The organism is Desulfomonilia bacterium (assembly GCA_036567785.1).
In the GTDB taxonomy this organism is placed as follows: Bacteria; Desulfobacterota; Desulfomonilia; order UBA1062; family UBA1062; genus DATCTV01.
This window is the reverse complement of the sequence record DATCTV010000052.1, coordinates 13,454-36,417: the sequence shown is the minus strand read 5'-3', so window position 1 is coordinate 36,417 and position 22,964 is coordinate 13,454. Positions and strand designations below refer to the sequence as shown.

Annotated in this window: 15 protein-coding genes; 5 read left to right on the top strand and 10 right to left on the bottom strand. The window is 50.7% G+C overall.

The window, feature by feature from the left end:
• The first annotated feature begins 65 nt into the window (after positions 1 to 65).
• Genes VIS94_13910 through VIS94_13890 form a run of 5 tightly spaced genes read left to right on the top strand, consistent with a single transcriptional unit; the run spans position 66 to position 7,215 of the window.
• Positions 66 to 1,751 carry an AMP-binding protein gene (locus VIS94_13910; protein HEY9162167.1) on the top strand — a complete coding sequence of 562 codons (1,686 nt, stop codon included), beginning with the start codon at positions 66 to 68 and terminating at the stop codon, positions 1,749 to 1,751.
• Positions 1,752 to 1,811: 60 nt separating this feature from the next.
• The gene (locus VIS94_13905; GenBank protein HEY9162166.1) at positions 1,812 to 3,011 is read left to right on the top strand and encodes a CaiB/BaiF CoA-transferase family protein; all 1,200 of its coding nucleotides are present in this window, start codon (positions 1,812 to 1,814) and stop codon (positions 3,009 to 3,011) included.
• 35 nt (positions 3,012 to 3,046) lie between these two features.
• Positions 3,047 to 4,159 (top strand): 2-hydroxyacyl-CoA dehydratase family protein, encoded by a 1,113-nt coding sequence (locus VIS94_13900; protein ID HEY9162165.1) that lies wholly within the window; start codon positions 3,047 to 3,049, stop codon positions 4,157 to 4,159.
• A gap of 3 nt (positions 4,160 to 4,162) precedes the next feature.
• Positions 4,163 to 5,413: a 2-hydroxyacyl-CoA dehydratase family protein gene (locus VIS94_13895; GenBank protein ID HEY9162164.1), complete on the top strand. Its 1,251-nt coding sequence runs from the start codon at positions 4,163 to 4,165 to the stop codon at positions 5,411 to 5,413.
• Positions 5,410 to 7,215 carry a long-chain fatty acid--CoA ligase gene (locus VIS94_13890; protein ID HEY9162163.1) on the top strand — a complete coding sequence of 602 codons (1,806 nt, stop codon included), beginning with the start codon at positions 5,410 to 5,412 and terminating at the stop codon, positions 7,213 to 7,215. Before VIS94_13895 ends, VIS94_13890 begins: the two co-directional genes overlap by 4 nt.
• 115 nt (positions 7,216 to 7,330) lie before the next feature.
• Here the strand turns inward: VIS94_13890 and VIS94_13885 are convergent, their stop codons facing one another.
• The 10 genes from VIS94_13885 to VIS94_13840 all read right to left on the bottom strand — a co-directional run bounded on the left by VIS94_13885 (position 7,331) and on the right by VIS94_13840 (position 22,804).
• Positions 7,331 to 8,998 (bottom strand): PTS sugar transporter subunit IIA, encoded by a 1,668-nt coding sequence (locus VIS94_13885; protein ID HEY9162162.1) that lies wholly within the window; start codon positions 8,996 to 8,998, stop codon positions 7,331 to 7,333.
• On the bottom strand, positions 8,979 to 9,584 hold the full coding sequence (gene kdpC / locus VIS94_13880; protein ID HEY9162161.1) for a potassium-transporting ATPase subunit KdpC: 606 nt from the start codon (positions 9,582 to 9,584) through the stop codon (positions 8,979 to 8,981). Before kdpC ends, VIS94_13885 begins: the two co-directional genes overlap by 20 nt.
• A 12-nt stretch (positions 9,585 to 9,596) precedes the next feature.
• Positions 9,597 to 11,618, bottom strand: a complete 2,022-nt coding sequence (gene kdpB / locus VIS94_13875; protein HEY9162160.1) for a potassium-transporting ATPase subunit KdpB — start codon at positions 11,616 to 11,618, stop codon at positions 9,597 to 9,599.
• A gap of 9 nt (positions 11,619 to 11,627) precedes the next feature.
• Positions 11,628 to 13,358, bottom strand: coding sequence for a potassium-transporting ATPase subunit KdpA (gene kdpA / locus VIS94_13870; GenBank protein HEY9162159.1), 1,731 nt, complete (start codon positions 13,356 to 13,358; stop codon positions 11,628 to 11,630).
• 102 nt (positions 13,359 to 13,460) lie between these two features.
• A complete protein-coding gene (locus tag VIS94_13865) occupies positions 13,461 to 15,302 on the bottom strand; it encodes an ATP-binding protein (GenBank protein ID HEY9162158.1) in 1,842 nt (613 codons plus the stop codon).
• A 149-nt stretch (positions 15,303 to 15,451) separates the two neighbouring features.
• Positions 15,452 to 16,795 (bottom strand): sigma-54 dependent transcriptional regulator, encoded by a 1,344-nt coding sequence (locus VIS94_13860; protein ID HEY9162157.1) that lies wholly within the window; start codon positions 16,793 to 16,795, stop codon positions 15,452 to 15,454.
• 78 nt (positions 16,796 to 16,873) lie between these two features.
• Positions 16,874 to 18,277, bottom strand: a complete 1,404-nt coding sequence (gene uxaC, locus VIS94_13855) for a glucuronate isomerase (protein ID HEY9162156.1) — start codon at positions 18,275 to 18,277, stop codon at positions 16,874 to 16,876.
• 20 nt (positions 18,278 to 18,297) lie between these two features.
• On the bottom strand, positions 18,298 to 19,299 hold the full coding sequence (locus VIS94_13850) for a hypothetical protein (protein HEY9162155.1): 1,002 nt from the start codon (positions 19,297 to 19,299) through the stop codon (positions 18,298 to 18,300).
• Positions 19,286 to 21,322, bottom strand: coding sequence for a glycoside hydrolase family 2 TIM barrel-domain containing protein (locus tag VIS94_13845; GenBank protein ID HEY9162154.1), 2,037 nt, complete (start codon positions 21,320 to 21,322; stop codon positions 19,286 to 19,288). Before VIS94_13845 ends, VIS94_13850 begins: the two co-directional genes overlap by 14 nt.
• A gap of 18 nt (positions 21,323 to 21,340) precedes the next feature.
• Positions 21,341 to 22,804, bottom strand: coding sequence for a glycoside-pentoside-hexuronide (GPH):cation symporter (locus tag VIS94_13840; protein HEY9162153.1), 1,464 nt, complete (start codon positions 22,802 to 22,804; stop codon positions 21,341 to 21,343).
• Positions 22,805 to 22,964 lie beyond the last annotated feature (160 nt).

Sequence of the window (22,964 nt, the reverse complement as noted above, 5' to 3'; positions counted from 1 at the left end):
AAGGTGTCATAAATGGAATATTGTATACAATAAACAATGTCTATTTGCTTTATCAGGAGGTAATCATGAATGACGCTTACTCGAAAAAACCATGGATTTCTTCCTACGACAAAGAGGTTCCGGAATCTCTGGAGTATCCGGACGTGTCCTATCAGGATTTCATAAGGGATGCATTTGATAAGATGCCAGACAGGGCCGCTCTTCACTATATGGGGAGAATGTTCAGTTATCGGGAGTTGGACAACCTGTCAAACAGGTTCGCTCATTTTCTTGAGGAAGAAGGCTCGGCCCCAGGTAACTTCATTGCCGTCCACACGCCCAACATCCCTGCCTGCTATATCTCACTCGTGGGTATCGAGAAAGCCGGGTGTATATATCAGGGTGTAAGTCCTCTCCTGACTCCGGAGGAACTTGAATACCAGCTGAACGATTCCGGCGCCAAGATCATTGTCACCCTCGACCTCCTTTTTTCCAGGGTTGCAGCCGTTGCCGTTAAAACTTCAATCAAAACAATCGTGGTTACCTCCATTGCCGATTATCTCCCGCTTTTCAAGAAGATACCCGGTTTGCTGATGAAAAAAATCCCGACAGCACCGGTTTCTGATATGCCGGGGATTCGTGTGGAACGCTTCACGAAATCCATTCAGGGGAAACCGGAGAATTTTGTAAACAGGAAGGCCGATCCGTCAAGCCCATGCGTAATGGTATACACCGGTGGCACTACCGGCAATCCGAAGGGGGCCCTGCTGTCCCACAAAAACCTTGTCAGGCACATTATCCAGAACCAGGTCTGGTACGGTTTCAGGAAAGGCGGAGAGACACTCATCTGCCCGTACCCCATGTTCCATATGGCAGGGTGCTTTATTACCATGACGAGCATTGCTCTGGGATGCACGTATGTCATGGTGCCGAACCCGCGCGACATGGAGTTCATGGTAAGCGCTATCCGGCGTTACAATCCCTCCGCCATTCTCGCAGTGCCGACCATATACCTTGAAATGATGAAACTCCCGGAGTTCAGGAATGCCAATTTTAAGGGGATAAAATATTTTATCAGCGGCTCGGCGCCTTTCCCGGCCGAGAATATAAAGGAGTTCGAAACGCTCACCGGCGGCAAGCTGATCGAGACATACGGCCTGACCGAAACCACGACGTGTATCGCCGCTCCCCCCTTCAACGGGGTGAAAAAGGTTGGCTCTGTCGGAATCCCTTTCATGGACACCGGAGTGAAGATTGTCGACCCCGATACGGGCGAACCGGTTCCCATGGGCGAACCAGGCGAGATCACGGTCTCCGGTCCTCAGGTATTTTCAGGCTATCACAACCAGCCAGAGGAGACGGCGAATGTGCTCAAAGACGGCTGGTTCCGCACCGGAGATGTAGGAATCATGGATGATCAAGGGTATCTCTCCATAGTGGACCGGATCAAGGACATGGTAAATGTTTCCGGCTTCAAGGTATTCACCCGAGTTGTGGACGAAGTGCTTGTTGAACATCCGGATATCGCAATGGCGGCCACCGTCGGGCTGCCCGATGAAAAGAGACCGGGCTCGGAGATCGTGGCCTCCGCCGTTGTCCTCAAACCCGGTGTGAAAGGAAGCGATCAACTCAAGACAGATATATTATCATATTTGCAGAAGAGGCTTGCGCCATACAAGATACCTAAAAAGATAGAGTTCTTTGACCAGCTTCCGCTCAGCAATGTGGGCAAGGTCCTGAAGAAAGACCTCAGAAAGGTGTTGGGCGGATGAAAATCGCAAACCTGTACATTAACCTGATTCGCACCGTCTAATCACCAAAAGGATAAGAACATGTTTGAACAAAAGGTTAAAACTTCGGTAAAACAAGGACCCTTGTCCCATATCAAGATCCTCGACTTCTCATACCTGATCCCCGGGCCGTACGGAACAATGATCCTTTCCGATCTCGGCGCGGACATCATAAAGGTGGAGAACAGCGAGAACCCCGATATAGTGCGGCTTTACCCCCCGTATGTGGACGGAATAAGCGCCGTATACGCTCACCTCAACCGCGGAAAAAAATCCCTCTCGCTGAACCTCAAGAAAAAAGAAGCTCGTGAGATAATATTTAAGCTTATATCCGAATACGATGTCGTCATCGAGCAGTTCCGGCCCGGTACCATGGACAGGCTGGGGCTCGGCTACGAAGCTCTTTCAAAGATCAACCCGTCTCTCATCTACTGCTCCCTAAGCGGATACGGCCAGACCGGATCGTTTTCAGGCCGGGCCGGCCATGACATAAACTATATGGCACTCTCAGGCGTCGAGTCCATATCCGGACGCAGGGATACAGGGCCGGTGCTGACGGGTATACAGATCGCTGACATCGCCAGCGGATCGAAGAACGTTATCATAGGGGTGCTGGCTGCCTGCATCAACCGCATGAATACGGGAAAGGGCGACTATATCGACGTGTCCATCACGGACGGCGTTTTCTCCATGTCGCTCTTCACCATAGCCGGACATCTGGCCGGTGCCGTCGAGCCGCAGCGGGAAGACTTCCTTAGCGGAGGCGCCCTGTATGACTTCTATCCCACATCGGACGGAAAATATCTTTCCGTAGGACCCATTGAGGAAAAGTTCTTCAAGGTGTTCTGTGAGACCATAGGCCGTCCCGACTTAATCGAGAGCGGGATTCTCAACTGGAACGCAAAGGAGTGCGTTCGGAATATCATCGCGGAGAAGCCCCTGGCATACTGGCGCGAAAAATTCATGGCATGCGATGCATGCGTCGAGCCGGTCTACTCAGTTGGTGAGGCGATAGCAAACCCGCCTCTGTCCGAAAGGGACATGGTAGTTGAAGTGTCAACCGGCAAAGGCGGCAAAGTCAGGCAGATAGGAAATCCAATAAAATTTAAATCAGGCCATTATTATGCCCCGGCCTGCGGAGTGACCCTCGGGTATCATAACCACGAAATTCTAACGCACCTTGGATTAACCGAAAAAGAGATAAAGGACCTCGAGATGATAAATGCAGTGGGCAAAGTATAATATTCCATCCAATAAAGAAGGAGGAACCGACACACATGATATCCGATCTGGCAAGACCCTTTGATGAGATTGTCCGGAACATGGATCAGGAGTTGCAAACCCTTGCATCCGAAGGAAAGAGGCTCATCGGCTATTTCTGTACCTACACCCCGGTGGAATTAATTCACGCCTCCGGATTCATTCCTGTAAGGATCCTTGGTGATGCGGGAACCGTTGAAAAGGCATATACGCTTACACCGGATTTTATTTGCCCTTATCTGAGAAAGGCTGTGGAAAAGGGATTGAACGGCTCCTACAAATGTCTGGATGGCCTCGTCCAGGGATATACCTGCGACGCAGCCTGCGGGGTGGCCAATATCTGGGAGGCAAATATGGGAGCCGATCCTTTCCATATACTTCCGCTTCCCTATGTGGACCAGGATGAGTCGAGATCATTTCTCAGGTCAGGACTCGAGGATCTTGCAGAGATTCTCAAACGTGCGGGCGGTGATTTTTCTCAAGAGCGTCTCGCTGATTCTCTTGATATATACGGGAGAATCCGGACACTCATGTCCGAACTCTATGAGATCCGCTATGAGCACAGGCTTCCTCTCAGCGCGGAAGATTTCCTGACCATAGTACAGGCGGGGTTCATAACGGCTCCTGAGCGGTATCTCTCCATGCTTCATGATCTGATCGACGCGCTGCCTGAAACATGCGATCCAGGTGAAGGCGTACCAATTCTCGTTTCCGGCAGCCTTATCGAAGAAACCAAAGTTCTCAGGATTATCGAAGAATCCGGAGGCAGGGTTGTGGCGGATGATCTCTGCACGGGGATGCGGAATTTTGTCCCGGCGTACGGGCATGGAAGCGACCCCATGGATCAGCTTATCGACCGGTTCATGAACCGTTTTCCTTGTCCGTCCCGTTCAAGCGCGGAATACAGGCTCCCCAGGCTGCTCGATCTGATGAAACACTCAAAAGCGTGCGCGATGGTTTTTGTCTTCCAGAAATACTGTACTCCGCATCTGAGTGATTATCCGTTCCTGAACGACGCACTTAAGGACAAGGGGATTCCCTCCATCATGGTGGAACTGGATGAAACAGGGATCATGGAAGGTCAATTAAAGACAAGGCTCGAAAGTTTCTTCGAAATGATCGGATGGTGAAAGATGGAGAAGAGTTCAAAATCAAAGAAAAGACTGAACACGGCTAAGGAGCTTCCACTTATTATTGCTGAATACTACCAGGAGTGTCATGAGGCGAAGAAGGAAGGCAGGCCTGTAGGGTGGATGCCCCCGATGAACGGCGGTATCGAGCTGTTCTATGCCATGGGATTGCAGCCCGTCTTTCCGGAAAACTGGTCCCCCGTCTGCGCCGCATTCGGACTTACCCACAAAAACTTCGAGGTCTGCGAGGGCATGGGCTACTCGCGTGACCTGTGCGGATATCTCAGGAACATAATCGGCTATGTTCACGGCATGATGGGAGGGCCGGACAACCCCCTTGGCGGCCTGCCAGAGCCGGACATAATACTGCCGCCGCAGGGCGGATGCTCACCGGTCATGAAAATCTTTCAGGCCCTCATGAGGAGATTCCCTCAGGCACGGACCTTCTATGCCGACATGCCTCAGGTCGCCATCGAGAACATCAGGGACCACCATATGAATTATGCCGTTTTCGAAATGAAGCGGCTTGTGAATTTCCTCGAAGAAGTAACCGGCCGGAAACTCGACTATGACAGGCTAAAGGAAGTCGTGAGGCTTTCGGACAAGGCCTGTGAGCTCTGGGACGAGATCATGAGCTACCGGCGTTTCATCCCCACTCCGATCTCGGCCTCGGAGATAGGCATCATGTTCGTTATGGTGACACGGCAGGGTACGCAGACGGCAGTCGACTACCTGACCCGTGTAAGAGACGAATTGAAAGAGAGAGCAGAACAAAAAGTTGGTATACTTGAAAACGAAAAGGTCAGGCTATTCTGGGACAATATCCCGCTGTGGTACAATATGGGACTCTTCAACTACTTCGAGAAGATGGGAGGGGTGGTTGTGGCAGAGACATATTCCGCTGCATGGTCGCTGCGTCTCGATGCGGACAATCCGATGGAAACCCTGGCCCGTAAGACCCTGACCTCCTACCCGCTCGTATCCTGCGTGTCAATCAAGAAACGCAAGGAAATGGTCCTGAAGGCCTGCCGAGAGTATGCAATCGACGGGGCAATACTCCACAGGAACAAGTCATGCGTGCCGATAACTCTGGGCCAGATGGACATCAAACGGGAGCTTGAAGAGATGGACATTCCTGCGCTCATCATCGATGCCGACCATATGGACGACAGGAACTTCTCCACCGCACAGTTCCAGACACGTGCAGACGCATTTATGGAAATGCTGCTTTCTCGAAAGGGGTATTCGCTATGACAATGACAAAACCATTTGAAGAGTTCATCCTTACGGATCTTATGGATCGCTATGCAGCTTCAGACCCTCACAGGGCAATCATCAAGTATAAACGGGAAAAAGGCGGGGCTTATGAAGACCTCAGCTGGCAAGACCTGAAGGAACTGGTGACATGCTGTGCCGCAGGCTTCGTGAAACTAGGTCTTGAGCCCGGTGATAAGGTATGTATCCTGTCCTATAACAGGCTGGAATGGATAATAGCAGACCTCGGCATCATGGCGGCGTGCGGGGTCAACGTGCCCATCTACCATACCAACACGCCGGAACAGTGCGCTTATATCATAAACGACTCCGATGCCGGTATAGTGATCGTGGAGAACAGGGAGCAACTAGATAAGATCAAAAACGCGTTTCCCGACCAGAGACAAAGACCGAAGATAATCATTATCGACGGTGAAGCAGAGGGAGATGTCATATCATTCGCGGCCCTGCTGGAAACCGGACGCTCTTCTCTGGCAGAGGTCTCGGATGTCATTGCCGAGAGGCGCAAACGTGTGAAGCCGGGCGACCTGGCCACAATCGTATACACCTCGGGGACTACCGGCCCGCCCAAGGGCTGCATGATGAGCCACCTGAACATCAGTCATGTACTTAACTCCATAGACCGGCTCATAAGGATCGATAACCGGAAGAGTCTGTGCCTGCTGGTCCTTCCCCTTTCACACTTCTACCCCCGCGTGTCCGGCTACTATTATAATATCTTCCGGAATGTACCGCTGGCCCTGGCCGAGACCATTGATACCCTGGCCCAGAATATGGCGGAGGTAAGGCCGACATATTTCTGCGCCGTGCCCAGGATTTTCGAAAAGATGCATGCCAGGATCGTCGGGACAGCCTCGAACGGACCGTTAATAAAACGCCTTATCTTCAATATGGCAATCATGACTGGAAAGAGCCGGAGCAGGCGTCTCAATGCACACAAGCCGCTTCCCCTGTGGCTCGGCCTCGCATGGAAGGCCGCTGACTCCCTCGTATTCGGAAAAATCCGCAACGGCCTTGGCGGCCGTCTCCAGTTCGCAGTCTCTGCCGGTGCGCCGTTATCCGCCGAGATAGGTGAGTTCGTGCATAGTATCGGAATTCAGGTAATAGAGTTCTATGGTCTCAGCGAGACAATCGGCGGCACAATGACCACCTTTGAAGAATGCCGTTACGGGACTGTGGGCAAGGCCATGCCAGGATTCGAAGTGGAACTTGCGCCCGATGGAGAAATCCTTATCCGGGGGAACAACTTCCTTGGCTACCACAACAAGCCTGACCTGACGGAGGATTCCATGCGGGACGGGTGGTTCCTCACCGGGGACGTCGGCAAATGGGATGAGGACGGTTTTCTTGTCATTACGGACAGGAAAAAGGACCTCATCATCACATCCGGAGGCAAAAACATCTCACCGCAGAATATAGAAAACAGCTTGAAGACGTCTTCTTTTATCGAACAGGCTGCAGTCATCGGTGACAACCGCAACTATCTGACCGCACTCATTGTACCGGCATTCCCGGAATTGAAAAAATGGGCCGCCGGGCATGGAATCGAAACGGATTCGAGGAGGAATCTCCTTGCCATGCCCGAAGTGAAGGCGCTCTTTGAGGATGAGGTCAGAAAGAGCACGGAACATCTGGGCAGGGTCGAGAAAATCAAGAAGTTCACGCTCCTCGATAAAGAATGGTCCCAGGAAACGGATGAGCTGACGCCTACGCTCAAACTCAAACGCAATGTCATCAACAAGAGGTATGAGAAAGAGATAGAAAACATGTATTCGGACTGACGGATTGATAATAACTATCCCTTCAGGAGCGGACCGGCAGTTGCAATCACTGCCGGTTAACGCCTTGATGTGATATTATACGCTTATGTTTGCCGGAGCATGTAGTTTGCTCACTCTATTGTCTTTTATATTCCCAGTTAGCGAGCGTATCGTAGGCTTCTTTTGAAGTCCCGGAAGCGAGCAGTTTTTCTGTCAGCTCCTTATCCATTAATGTCCTGCTGATGAGTCCCAGCAGACGCACCTGCATGTCGGGATGCTCAAGCGGTGAAAGCAGCAGGAACACGCATTGAACAGGTTTGTCTGTACCGGACCCTGACACGCCGCCTTTAGTTAACCCCAGCACCACAACACTTTTTCTGAGCCCGCTGATCCTTGCATGCGGCAGGGCAGCGCCCTCGTTATAAAACGTCGATCCCTGGCTTTCCCTTTCAAGTACAGCTGAAAGAATCATTCCGGGATCCTCCATGCCTGAAAATCCTGCTGCAAGACTGCACAGATCTTTTAATACCTCATCTTTGCCTATGCTGTCCTTGTAGATGATAATCCCCTCTTCGGGCATGAACCTGCTCAAGAGGTTCGCGTTGGCGGATGAGGACGGTGAAAGGGATTTTAAAATTTCGGCAGGCTTTTCTTCATCTATACTCTCCGCTATTGCCGGTTTCTTCGTATCAAGAACAACGATTGTCGTATCACTGCTTTCGTGCATCAGCCTTTCTGCGATGTCCTTTTTTCCCAGAAGCCGTTTCCACCATGGCATTAATGCGGGGCTGCCAAGAATGATATGTCCCACCCTGTATTCCCTTGCAAACTGAAGTATCGTCGCCGCTATATCTTGCCCCTTATATGTGAAGACAAGGGCGCCAAGCTGTTTGGCAAGCGTGAGTGTGTCGTTGAGAATGCGCTGGGTTTTTGAATCGACATTCGCAGGGTCTTCCGAAGGGGTCTGTATATATACCGCATACCAGTTCCTGTTGAGCCTGCCTGCAAACCTTGAGGCATACCTTAGAAGTTTTTCGCTGTTGGGCCCCATGGAGCTCAGGCACACCATTATCTGATCAGGGGTCGAGGCAGCTTCTTCCCCGTTTGTCTCTCTTGTCTTAAGATCGATCTGGGAAGCCAGCTCCCTCAGTGCCAGCTCTCTCAGCTGCTCGAGGTTGGCCTTCCTGAAGAAGTTTGAAAGGGCCTTTTCCACCCTTTCGTGAGGGTATATCTTGCCCTGTTTCAGCCTGTCGGTAAGATCCTCTATGGTAAGGTCCACGTTTACGATCTCATCCGCATCTGCAAGAACAGAATCCGGTATCCTTTCGAGAACCTTTACGCCTGATGCTTTTTCCACGATGTTATAAAGGCTTTCAATGTGCTGTATGTTGAGCGTCGTTATGACGTGTATCCCTGCCGAGAGTATCTTCTGGACATCCTCGTATCGTTTGGCATACCTGCCGCCCGGGACATTCGTATGAGCCAGTTCGTCGACAAGAACCACCTGAGGCCTTCTGGAAATTATCGCATCGGTGTCCATCTCCTCAAGCGTGATTCCCCTGTACTCATGGCGGATGCGGGGGATGATTTCAAGGCCATTAAGCAGCGCCCCTGTTTCTTTTCGTCCGTGAGTTTCGACAAGTCCCACCACCACGTCCACGCCTGAAGCCTGAAGCCTGTGCGCTTCCTGGAGCATTTCATAGGTCTTGCCCACTCCCGCGGCATAGCCGAGGTAGACCTTCAGACGGCCCCGTTTTGAGCCCTGGATCATTTTGAGAAACGAATCAGCCCTGTTTGCTTCCATCCGCTTTTTCCTGCCTGTCAAGATCGATGTTCAGCATAAGGACATTCACGCGTGGCTCGCCGAACACGCCCAGCCGCCTGCCCTTCGTATTATGCTCCACCAGCTTTATTACGGTTTCTTGGCTCATGCCTCTTGCCTTTGCAACCCTTTTCGCCTGAATCAATGCATTCCCTGGGCTGATATGAGGATCAAGCCCGCTGGCTGAAGCAGTCACGGCGTCTACCGGGACAGTCTCATCCGGGGCCAGACCGTTAATCCTCCTGTAAGCCTCCGCCCTTTCTTTAACTGAATCGTAGAGCCTTTTTGAAAGCGGCCCCAGATTGCTCCCGCCAGATCCTGCCGCATCATAGCCCGTACCGGCTGCGGAAGGTCTGGGATGGAAATAGGAATCACCTGTAAATCCTCTTGCCAGGAGCCTTGAACCTGCGATTTTCGAATCCTTGACAATCAATGAACCGTTCGCATTATCATTGAACAGCCACTGCGCCAGACCCCAAACAAGAGCGGGGTATATTCCGCAGCAGATTATCCCGATCAAAAGTGTCATGACAACGGCCGTTCTGATCTCGGTAATGATTTTTTTCATGATTATTTCCATTTATGCGGCACCAAGAGCATGAATGATCATGTCTATGATCTTGATGCCCGGAAAGGGTGCAATAACGCCACCGAGGCCGTATATGAAAAGGTTCCTCCTGAGCATCGATGAAGCACTTACCGGCCTGAACCTGACACCTCTGAGGGCAAGAGGAATCAGCCCTATAATGATAAGGGCATTGAAGATTACCGCACTCAGTATCGCACTCTGAGGGGAATTGAGCCTCATGATATTGAACGGCGCCATGACGGGAAACACGCTTACCAGCATTGCAGGAATTATCGCAAAATATTTGGCGACGTCGTTAGCAATGCTGAACGTGGTGAGCGCCCCTCTCGTAATAAGCATCTGCTTGCCTGTCTCGACCACTTCGATCAGCTTTGTGGGATTTGAATCGAGGTCAATCATGTTGCCGGCCTCTTTTGCAGCCTGTGTACCGGTATTCATGGCAACTCCGACATCGGCCTGGGCAAGCGCGGGTGCATCATTTGTGCCGTCTCCGGTCATTGCAACCATATGACCCATGGCCTGCTCCCTTCTGATGATGGCAAGCTTATCTTCCGGTCTCGCTTCGGCCACAAAGTCGTCCACACCTGCCTCTTTCGCAATGGCCGATGCCGTGAGGTAATTGTCCCCCGTTATCATGACGGTCTTTATGCCCATTGCCCTGAAACGCTCGAACCTGTCCTTAAGGCCGCCCTTTACAATGTCCTTTAAATGGATTGCGCCCAGGATCCTGTCGTTCTCAGCCACGATAAGCGGGGTGCCTCCTGTCTGCGCAATTGACTCTACCGATTTTACGATGTCTTCAGGAAGAGGCTTCCCTGCGAACTTCGTAATAACATCCGTGGAGCCTTTCCTGATGCTTTTGCCGTCTATATCGACACCGCTCATCCTTGTCTGTGCCGAGAAATTTACAAACACGGCATGCGGCATTTCGGCAATCGAGCGGCCGCGAAGCCCGTATTCCTTGGCCAGAACCACGATGCTCCTTCCTTCAGGTGTTTCATCCGCGAGAGAGGAAAGCTGTGCGGCGCTCGCAAGCTCCTCGATGCTTACACCTGCCGAAGGAATGAATGCAACGGCCTGCCTGTCGCCGAGAGTAATCGTTCCTGTCTTATCGAGCAGCAGCACATCGACGTCACCCGCCGCTTCAACCGCGCGGCCGCTCATGGCAAGCACGTTTTTCTGCACCATACGGTCGATCCCGGCAATGCCGATTGCACTCAGAAGGCCGCCTATCGTCGTCGGAATAAGGCATACCAGAAGTGCGGCCAGCACGGTTATGGATAATGCGAGGCCTGAATATATGCTGAAAAACTTGAGCGATATGATGACAGCCAGGAATATTATTGTAAGCGCTGACAGCAATATGGTTAGCGCAATCTCATTGGGGGTCTTTTTCCTTTTTGCCCCTTCGATCAGGGATATCATGTGATCGAGAAAGCTCTCGCCGGGATTTGTGGATACTCTCATAATGATGAAATCTGTCAGCACCTTAGTACCGCCCACAACCGAACTCCTGTCGCCGCCGGCTTCCCTTACGACAGGTGCGGATTCGCCCGTAATGGCCGACTCGTCAACCATAGCAACACCCTCTATTATCTCTCCGTCCGCCGGGATCACTTCACCCGCCGAGACCATGAGGATGTCCGACTTCTTAAGATCATCAGAAACTACACTCTCAACCGAACCGTCCGGTTTCAGACGATTTGCAAAAGTCTCTTTGCGGGTTTTCCTGAGCGTATCGGCCTGAGCCTTTCCCCTACCTTCGGCCATTGCCTCTGCAAAGTTTGCGAACAGCACGGTAAACCACAGCCACACGGTGATCTGGAGATTGAAAAATGCATAAGGAGTGCCTCTGTTCATGAAAAGCTCTATTGTCGAGATTGCGGCGCCTGCCTCGGTAACGAATATGACAGGGTTTTTAATAAGGTTCCCCGGATTTAGCTTTTCAAACGAATCCCGTATGGCGGGTATCAATATTTTTTTATCAAAGAGCGAATGTGTTTTTGCAGACATCTTCAATCCCTAAAACAGGACGCCTGATTCCAGCATGAGCATATGCTCTACAATCGGCCCCAGTGAAAGCACCGGCAGGAAAGTGAGCGCACCTACAATAAGTATTACAAACGCCAGCAGAAATGCAAAAAGGAGTCCTGTCACCGGAAACGACCCTGAACCATCCGTAGTATGTTTTTTTGCCGCAAGACTGCCCGCAAGGGCCAGTTCCGGCGCGATCATAAGGAACCGTCCTGCAATCATCGAAATACCGAGCATGACATTATACCATGGAGTGTCGGCATTAAGTCCGGCAAAGGCGCTGCCGTTGTTTCCGGCAGCGGAAGAAAATGCGTAAAGCATCTCTGTAAGCCCGTGCGGCCCAGCATTGTTAAGCCCGGCAAGGCCCCATCCGCTGACCGCGGCAGCGGAGGTGAATCCGAGTATGACAAGCACGGGAACCATTATGAACAGGACCCCGGCCTTTACTTCATAGGCCTCGATCTTCTTCCCGAGATATTCCGGCGTCCGGCCTGTCATGAGTCCCGAGAGAAAAACCGTAAGGACAATAAAGACGATCATGCCGTAAAGACCCGAGCCAACGCCTCCGAATATGATCTCACCCAGCTGGATGTTGAGCAATGAGACAAGGCCGCCCAGCGGGGTATAGGAATCGAACATCGAATTGACCGCCCCGCAGGATGCGCTTGTTGTAACGGCTGCGAACAGTGATGACCCGAATATGCCGAACCGCACTTCTTTTCCCTCCATATTCCCCGCGGCCAGGTCGATACCGAGTGATGCAAACGCCGGATTTCCCGAATCCTCCTCATGCCAGCAGACGAGCATGAACGCAAGGAAGAGTGCAAGCATGACATAAAATATCGTCCATCCGTGGCGCTGGTTTCCCGTCATTCTGCCGTAATACCAGGTCAGCCCGGCAGGGATCAGGAAAATAGAAAGCATCTGGACAAAGTTGGTAAGAGGTGTCGGGTTCTCGAATGGATGCGCTGAATTGGCACCCATAAACCCGCCACCGTTCGTGCCGAGCATTTTTACTGCCTCCTGCGAGGCCACAGGCCCCTGTGCTATTATCTGGGCTGGAACTGAGGCATTATTAAAGGCAGAAACAGAATCATATGCCCTGAAGTTGTCAACTACTCCCTCCGAGACAAGAAAAACGGCGAAAATTATAGAGGCTGGTATCAGCAGATAAAGATTAAGCCTTACGATATCAGACCAGAAATTTCCGATGGTTTTCGAAGCGTTTGATGCAACCCCCCTGACAAGGGCTGCCGCTGCTGCGATTCCGGAAGCGGCTGAGGCAAAGTTATGGAAGGTGAGCGCCACCATCTGTGAAAAATATGACATCGTCTTCTCACCCGCATAGCTCTGCCAGTTGGTATTCGTGGTGAAACTCGCCGCCGTATTGAATGCCAGATGCCAGCTGAGCCCTGGAAGCTTTTGCGGGTTGAGTGGAAGGAAGCGCTGAAAAATCAGAATTACAAATGTCATCGTGAACCCGATTAAACTGAACAGCAGCAGAGAAAAAAGATATGCCTTCCATGTTTGAGTTTTTTCAGGATTTATTCCTGTTGTCTTATATATGAATTTCTCTACTGGCTTTAAAATGGGGTCAAGTAATGTCCTGCCTGAAGGATCGAGAACCTTCATCAGATAAATGCCAAAGGGTTTGGTCAGACAGATCAGCAGAATGATGAATATTCCAAGTTGAATCCATCCGTAAAAGTCTTTGAACACGCCTCTTCTCCTCCGGTCAGAACCGCTCAGGCATTATGACTGAAATGAAAAGGTAGGCCATAAGCGCTATCGCTATTATCAGAACAATTATCTCGTACATTCTCACACCTCTTCTGCCGAAGGCGCCTTCCTGATGATCGGCAGCGAAAACGAGAAGACGCAGCCCTTGCCTTCTATGCTTTCAAGGCGGACCTCTCCGCCATGGGCCTCGACTATCTCCTTGACAATAGCCAGCCCGAGGCCTGTTCCCGGCTGCGGCTGTCCCTCAGGCACCCGGAAAAATCTTTCGAATACTTTGCCGGCATATTTTTCCGGTATACCTATGCCGCTATCGGATACGGTAAACCAGACATGTTCAAAAAGCTCTTCGGCATGAAGCGTTATGTTTCCTCCAGATGGCGTGTATTTGAGCGCATTAGAAATCAGGTTTGCATAGACATGGTCTATCTGGGCCGCATCGGCCAGCACATCGGGAAGATCGGCCGGTATGTCGGTGACCAGATCGATGCCCTTGTCCCTGGCCGCACTTCTGAATCTCTTGGCTGCATCCAGGATAAGGTTACCCGAACTCACGCGCTCGATTTTAAGAGCGGTCTTTCCAGATTCAAGGCTGCTGATGTTCAGAAGGTTTTCGATGATGTCATTCAGCCTGTCGCTTTCATCCCTTGCAGTAAGCAGGAGATCGGCCTGTTTTGGTGAAACCGCGCCCGTCTTCTCATCAAGGAGGATGTAAAGGGCCATCCTGAGTGAAGTCAACGGCGTCTTCAATTGATGCGAGACAGCGGAAATAAGGCCGGTCTTCATTTCATCATGCTCTATGCGTCCCGTCACGTCGTTTACAATGAGTATTGTCCCTGCGGGCTGTTTGAAATTGTCCAGTACGGGAACGGCCATGGGCTGGAAATAATATTCCCGAGCCTTGTCAAAATGCTGAATGACATTAATGCCTTTCGAAAAAACCTTTTTTCCGTTTCCATCGGGCGCGGACTTGATGATTTCCTTCATCCATTCGAGATCAAGTTTATTAATATTGACACCTTTTGTAAGGCCGAAGATTTCCCTTGCAGGTTTTGTGGACATTTCTACGGTCCCGCCGCCATCGAGCAGGGCAACTATGAACGGCAGGCTTTCAAATGTCTGCTGAACTGATTGCTTAAGTCTGATCATTTTCGCCTCGTCGCTCCGCCTGAAATCTCTGAGGCTCTCCGTCATCTCGTTGAATGCTTCGGACAGCTGCCCAATTTCATCTTTTGCAGTGGATTTTATTACAAGGTCGAGATTGCCTTTTCTGATTTCATTGACTGATTCACTCAGCACTGTAACGGGTTTGAGTATCCAGCGCCTGATGAGAAGAATATATACGCATGTCAGACCTGCACCGGCGAAAAGAAAACCTATCATCATGCTCCGCGAATGTGCGGCCTTACGCCTGGCGTTTTTCCCGGAATCATACATGTTACGCTGATTCATCGTTAGAACACTGTCGGCCGTACCCCTGATGGCCGAGGCCAGCGGCAGCAGATCATCCAAATAGGCTTTTATCATTTCATCCTTTCCGGCTCCCCCGTCTGTAAGTCGGCCAAGCATCTTTGCATACCTTTCGAACAGGTGCTGAATGCCAAGTGCCGACTCATGTTCTCCTTGAAGCGTTATGTTGCCGAGCTCTATATCGAGTGCCTTTGTGAATGCCTCGCGATTTTCAGCTATAAGCTTTCTGCCGCTCGCTTTATCGCCCAGGATAATAAGGACAATACCGTCGTCCATCCTTTCTATGGACTCCTTCATTTCCTGACATGCCCGGACGCTCCTGTAGTTCTCCTTCATTATCGAGCCTATCGCACCCCCGAGATCGGTAATCTGAATTATGCTGATGGCGCCTATTATTGCGGAGATCAGGAATAATCCCATAAACCCGATAAGCATTTTCTGTCTTAGTCCGAGCATAACGATCGTCTCCTTCAAAGGGTTAAAGAGCAAGCATCATGCCTGCCATAAAATATTCGTCAAAACGAATAGTTGGATTTTATATGAGGTTTAAAACATTGCAATCGGCAAGGTCAGCCCGGATCAGGCATTGCATAATGCAAGGTTTTTCAGATGTTGTACTTTTTGCGTTTTCGCCAGAGTGTGGCCTTATCGACGCCCAGGATGTCCGATGCCTCCTGAAGGGATTTCGCCGATTGAAGGACGCCCCTTATGTGCATTTCCTCCATCTTTTCCAGTGAAATTTTCTGACCCGGCTGAACGGCCTGTTTCACTCCGGTTATCTTTTCCGGCAGGCAATCGATTCCTACGACATCCTTCCTGCACAGGATTGACGCCCTTTCAACGGCGTTTCTCAATTCCCTGATATTGCCGGGCCAGGAATAGTCTTTAAGAGCGGTCAGGGCGTCAGCGGAGAAATGCTGTCCTGGATGATGATTGCCTGCTGCAAAGAATGAAAGCAGCTTTTCGGCCAGAGGAATGATGTCTTCAGCGCGTTTTCTCAAAGGCGGCATCTCTATCGAAATCACGTTTATCCTGTAGAACAGGTCTTCTCTGAACCTTTTCTCCTTAACCGCAAGCTCAAGGTCGGTGTTTGTGGCCGCGATAAGCCTGATATCGGCCTTTCTGGTTATACTTTCCCCGAGCCTTTCATAGGATTTTTCCTGGATGAACCTGAGAAGCTTGGGCTGAATAAGAATGGGAAGGTCGCCTACCTCATCAAGGAAAAGGGTACCTCCCTCACAGGATGCAATTCTTCCCGGATTATCCTTGACTGCGCCTGTAAATGCGCCTTTCACATGACCGAAAAGTTCGCTTTCCAGAAGCTCCTGAGAGAGTGCCGGACAGGAAATCTCGGCAAAAGGCCTGGCAGCTCTTGAACTCAGGGAATGTATCGCCCTGGCAATAAGGCTCTTTCCTGTTCCGTTTTCCCCGGTAATGAGTACTGTCGAATCGCTCGGCGCAACCTGTTTCACTATCTCTATTACTTTTTGCATCTGCGGATTTCTTGAAGACAGCTCGAACTCAGGGGCCATCCTGCCTATATCCCTCTTGAGGCTTTCGATATTCTGCTCGAGGGTCCTCAGGTTAGCGATTTTATCTACCGTAAGTTTGACCTGCGCAGGGGTAAAGGGTTTCGGAATATAGTCGGTGGCCCCGCGCTTTATGGCTTCAACCGCGGTATCTATGGATGCATATGCCGTAATCACCACTATTTTTAGCCAGGGGGATGCGGCAAGCAGTTCTGGTATGAGGTCAAGCCCCGAATCCGCACCCAGCCTCAAATCGACAAACGCCAGATCAAAGACATTTTTCCTGCATTCTTCAAGCGCTTCCCTGAAACCGCCTGCCGGACGGACTTTGTACCCTTCGCTTTCAAGGAACAATCCCAAGGTCTTCCGGATGTTCTGTTCATCATCGATAATGAGAATGTTGTGCAGGGTTTTCTGCATGCGTTTAATGCTTATCCCTTTTCCGGACAGCATTCAAGATTATTGCGGTCAACCGGATCAGGACCTTGTTCCTCTTTCTCACTCAAACCCGAAATACTTTTTTGCATTGCCGTAGCAGATATCCCTGATTATGCCGCCCGCAAGTTCATAGTCGGATGGGGTTAGGCCTCTGGCCATGTCATTTCCCATAAGGTTGCACAGGATGCGGCGGAAATATTCATGCCTCGGAAACGAAAGAAAACTTCGCGAATCCGTGGTCATGCCTATGAACGTTGAGAGCACTCCCATCATTGAGAGGGTGTTCATCTGCTCTTCCATCCCGTTTTTCTGGTCAAGGAACCACCATGCACTCCCCAGCTGGAGCTTGCCCCTGGCCGGTCCTTCCTGGAAGCTGCCGATTATCGTTGCAGTAATTGCATTGTCTGCCGGATTTATCGGGAAAAAAACTGTCCTGGCCAGACCATCTTCGGAATCGAGCCTGTCAAGCAGGGCGGCTAGATTCTCAGCATGCGGAAAATCACCCATGCCGTCATAACCCGTATCGGGCCCGAGTCCTTCGAACATGCGGGTGTTCAAGTTTCTGAGCACCCCGAAATGATACTGCTGCACCCAGCCCCTTTCATGGTTCATCAGGCTAAGACGGTAAAGCATGTAGCCTTTGAATTTCATGACTTCCTCAGGGCTCATCAGTATGCCGCTCCTGACATCGTCGAATATCCTGGCTATTTCGTTTTCATGTATCTGGGACGGATAAAAGGTTTCCACCCCGTGGTCGGCAAGCCTGCATCCCTGCTCATGGAAAAAGGCATGCCTTTTATCGATTGCATCGATAAAATCGCTGAAGTCGGAAATGCCTGTGCCGGAAGCAGCCTCAAGCCTGTCAACCCAGTCATTGAACGCCTCGGCATTTTCTATCTTCATTGCCCTGTCAGGCCGCCATGCAGGATGGAGCGCAGGCGCCAGGCCGCTTTTTTTATATGCAATATGGTGTTCGAGTGAATCCACAGGGTCATCCGTGGTGCAGAGCGATTCCACATTCATGCGTTTGAGGAGACTGACCGCGCTCATTTCCGGGGTCTTCAGCATCTCGTTGCAGCGGCTGTAAATAGCAGGGGCGGTATCAGGATCAAGATTGTCATATATATCAAAATAGCGGGCAAGCTCCAGGTGAGTCCAGTGATAGAGGGGGTTCCTCAGGCAATACGGCACGGCCCCGGCCCACGCGGCAAATTTATTCCAATCAGGTGAATCTCCTGTAATTAACCTCTCGTCAATACCCAGGGTACGCATCGCCCGCCACTTGTAATGATCGCCGCCCAGCCAGACCTTCGTTATATTTTCGAACACGGCGTCATCGGCAATCTCACGAGGCGGCAGATGGTTGTGAAAATCTATTATGGGCATGTCCTCGGCATAGTCATGGTAAAGTATCGATGCCTCTTTCGTCTCAAGCAGAAACTCTTCATGTATGAATTTTTTCATGGCAATATCCTTTTTCCTTTTCAGATAAAGCATGCCTTATCCAGTGTCTCGAACCATGGGCGGGATGTTCTGACAAGCTCGGTATAGAATTTTGCGCATTCCGCAACCGCGCACAGAGCGCCCGGGAGCATATGTGTGTTCGTATAGCGGGAAATTATAAACTCCCTGTCGTTCAATATCTTCTCCGCCCTCTCAAGATAGCGAACACAGGCCGCTTTCACGTCGTCCGCCCGGTAGCCGCCAGCATTTCTGCTGGAACGGAGAATAGAATATACGCCGTCAAGGTCTATGCAGTAGGTAATGTCTTTATCCCAAAGGCCGTTTTCATGCTGAAGACTGAGCGTTATATCGACAATCTTTTCGGGGTAGGGCCATTTCCTGTTCCTGAATTCATAGACGTAATACATGTGAAACGCCCCTCCCATTTCGTGTTTGGATACCTTCTTTATGAGGCCCAGCCTGTGCCCAAGCCCCCTCGACCAGTAGCCGGTTACCGGATTCGCTTCTTTATCGAGCCATGCGAAGTACCAGTTAAAGAACTCATCCGTCCCGGTACCAAGCATAGCCATGATAGCCGGAACCCCTGAAACAATGTGCGAGGCTGGCCAGCTTAATGACCAGGGAATTTTATTTATCCAGCGCTCCATCTCTTTTTCAGATGAAAGAAGGCGCTCCTGCCAGATAAAATTGCATGCGGGTTTTCTGTCGATCAGGTGAAGTCCGGAAACCGCGTATGCCGTTGTGTGCTCTTTGAAGTGATTGATAGTGTAGGTCTTTTTGTACCAGCCGGACTCTTTCCGCTGAAATGTATTTATATATGAGGCCCATTCGTCCTTTTCCTTTTCCGTGAGCATGAGCCTGTTCATTATCGCACGGCAGAAGATTATATCCAGCGTACCGTAAGGACAGGGTTTGCCTTTCGGAACATAGCTGAATTCCCCGGTTCCGCCGCCAATCCTGAACCGGGCTTCCCATTCGGGATAGATCTCTTCTTCGAACCGCGTGAAGTCAAACGTCTTCATGATAAAGTCTCTTCAGCATATGATAGGATTTTTTCGGTGCCCGGTCTTTGGACACCACACCTTTCGAGTTGTAGTACGGCACGGGATTGCCGGGAAACTCCGGGCAGAAGAAGTCGGCGAACACCCAGGGCGATATGCCTGAAACAAATCCCGTTTTCATCGCATAAGTTACGTAGTGTTCAAGCAGCCTCTCCTGATAGTCCTCGGAATATGTCTTTCCGGGCGGTACCCTTTCGGCAACCCAAAGGCCGTCCTCATCCCTGCGGCCCGGCGCAGCCTCCGCCCCGCACTCCGAAATGATAACGGGCTTGCCGGGAAAGCGCCCGTGCACCTTTTCAATCTTCTGCGAAACATCCTCCATGTTTCCGAAATACCATCCTGAATATATGTTGATGGAAATAACGTCCATATACCTGCCGGTCTGTCTCCTGTCGTCAAGGACCGGCATGCCGTAAGTAAACTCGGCCATTGTGACGGGACGTGTGGGATCGAGCATCCTGGCCGTATCCGCCAGCCAGCCGTGGACAGCCGCTGATGCCTTATCCAGCGTATAGGTTTCGTTTGCAACACCCCACATGATGATTGCCGGGTTGAGTCGGTCGCGTTCTATCATCTCGGTGAGCTGACGCTGGGCGTTCAGCAAAAGATCACTGTTCTGAAGCTGCCTGTTGCCGAATGTCCGCAATGGAAATTCAAAAAGCGGCCTCTTTTCCCCGTACCATGCAGTAAAACCTGTGCCTGCCTGATATAGCGGTATCTCTTCGGCAAGCATCAGCCCCATGTCGCGGGCCTTGATAAGCTCACCTCTATGATGCGGATAGTGTGCGAGCCTTATATAATTTGCGCCCATATTTTTTATCAGGTTGAGGTCGTTTTCGATCAGCTCCGGCGTCTGGCTTGCCCCGAGCGACGGATGGTCTTCATGCTTGCTTATGCCCTTTAAGAATGTTTTCCTTCCGTTGAGCAATATTTCTTCTCCCTTAACCTCTATCGTCCTAAGGCCCGCCTTGAATGAAACCCTGTCATTGCCGTAGGTTAGAGTCACATCATAAAGTTCGGGTGAATCGGGAGAATAGAGTCTGGGATTTTCGATTTCGATATCAAAGGAATACTTCACAACAGGGCCTTGAGAGGCTTTTGGTGAAGCCTTAACCTTTATCTTCCGGCTTCCGCAGGATACTGTGCACGAGAGGCCTTTTTCCCTCGAAGTTTTTCTGGCATACGGTTTTTCAGGTCTTTGAGTGAGCACATTCATCTTCAGCAGGGCCCGGTTCTGATAGAAAAGACATGCGTAATCCGCCTTGAAGATATAGTCTTTGGGAAGCTTCTCGATATACACATCCCTGTATACACCGCCGTATGGATGCCAGCCCGGCATATGATTTTTAAGAAGTTTCGGCGGCAGCGACACACCGGTAAGCCTGTTATCAGCCCTTATGACAAGCGTGTTTTGGACGCCAGGCCTCACACAGGCGGAGATGTCCGCATATTGCGGAGTCCACCCGCCTTCATGTCTGGAAATCAATTCGCCGTTCAGCCAGACCCTGCTCCTTATCAGAACGCCTTCCAGGCATATTCTCTGCCAGTGTTTGTCATCGGCCTCGAAAGAAGGGACAAACTTGAGAAAGAACCACGCAGGCCCCTGATAGTCCGGGATTTTGCTCAGGGCCGCGTTGAATGTCGACGGGGTGTTTATGCGCTTCCAACCTTTTCCGGCCTTTTCAAGCCGTTCCCAGTGAAGTCCTTCGCCAGCATCCTCAGGGTCGAGCCGCATGTGCCAGGACCCGTTCAGCATCTGCACGGGCCTGTTTGATGAATCGAATCCTGAAGGAAAAGGAAGGCCGTTCTTGATAAGAAAAGGGACATCACCGCATGTGCTTATCTTCCAGTCCTCTCCTTGTGCACCTGCGCCAGTCGGGAAGGCCTTCGTATCAAATCTCGGAAAGACCCTGAAAAGGAAATAAAAACCGCCGGCCAGCGCCGCCGCAATCAGTCCGGCAACAAAGAAAAGCAGCCGCTTCATGCGTTAGGGACCTTCAGGCTAAAGCAGCTTGGCCTTGAGCCACTGGGCTTCGACATCCATTTCCGGGCCGGTTTCGCCTGCACGCTTTTTATCGAGATAGGTGCGCAGTCTTGCATGCGCCTCTCTTGTCACCGGATAAAGGATGCAGATAAGAAGCGCTATACAGGCCAGAGCTATCGGAACAAGGCCGAAGAGATATCTTATTGTCGTTATCACGGTTTCGGACTGGGCCTGCTCTATCAGCTTTGTCTGGCCGTTCACCACAGTCTGTACGGGTTTGACATAACCGGCAAGGCCTATGCACAAAGGAACAATCGACAATGCGACTCCAGAGCCCACCTTTCTCAGAAATGAAAACAGGCCCGAGAAGACGCCTTCCCTTCTCTGGCCTGATATAAGTTCATCAACATCCGGTATGTCGGGGAAGATTGCAAACACCATCACATGAATGCCGGCGGTCGCTATACTGAACATTACACCGAATATAACGAGCATTGGTGTAGATGAACCCGGATGTATCGTGAATGTATAAAGGAAGGAAAGTATCCACAGACATGCGGCTACGATGAACGTTCCACGTTTGCCGATTTTAAGCGCAAGCATCTCTACAAGGGGGATGACGAACGGCATCAGGCCGAAGACAACTGCTGTAAGCAGTTCCATAAGGCCTTTATTCCTCATGTAATAGGTCATGAAATAGGCAAGGAGCACCATGATGATGTCGGTTGCTACAAAGGCGGTGAGGTACATGAGCGCAACAAGCCTGAACGGTTTGAGACTGAAAGGTGCCAGAAAGTTTGCTTTGACGAATTCACCGAATTTTATATGAGATATGTCCTTATGGAAATCCTCTCTTTCAAAAGTCGTCTTTATAGTCATTATATATGGCAGTGCGAAAAACAATGCGAATGTAACTGACATGACCATGTAGCCTATCCTTATATCACCGAACTGCTTGACGATGACCATGGGCAGAGTTGCGCAGACAATGCTCGCCAGGCCTGAAAAGACCATGCGGTATGTAGCAAGCTTGGTGCGCTCGTCGTAGTCCTCTGTCATTTCGCTGGCAAGCGCCGTATAAGGTACCCAGACAAGGGAAAATGTCGTCGAATACACAAGGAAAGTGAAAAGGTAGTAGAAGAACTTCAGCGTTTCGTCCTCCAACCTGACAGGGAACCACATGATGAAGAACGATATAAGGATCATGAAAATACCGGCAAGAAAATAGGGTCTGCGTCTGCCCATGCGTGTGCGCGTACGGTCGGATATGATGCCTATGAGGGGGTCCGCTATGGCGCTCCATATCTTGTTCACGGGGAAAATTATCGCGATCAGATACGGGCTGATGCCTGCCACATCGGTGAGAAATATCATGTAGTACATGGTTACAACGGTTATGGACCCTCCGCCGAATATGTCGCCCATACCATAGCCGAGTTTGGTGCTGAGCTTCAGTTTACCGTTCACATCTTTGTTTGCCATAAACTCTCCCCTCAACTGTTTTTAATAATATCTTCTTAATGACATAATAAAGGGGGCTTCGACAGAAAAAAAGAGGGCTTTAAGACAGACAGATTAAAAGAAAAACAATTTGAGTTGTATATTATGAAGAGAATCGAGAGGGGATGCGTGCAATCCCCTT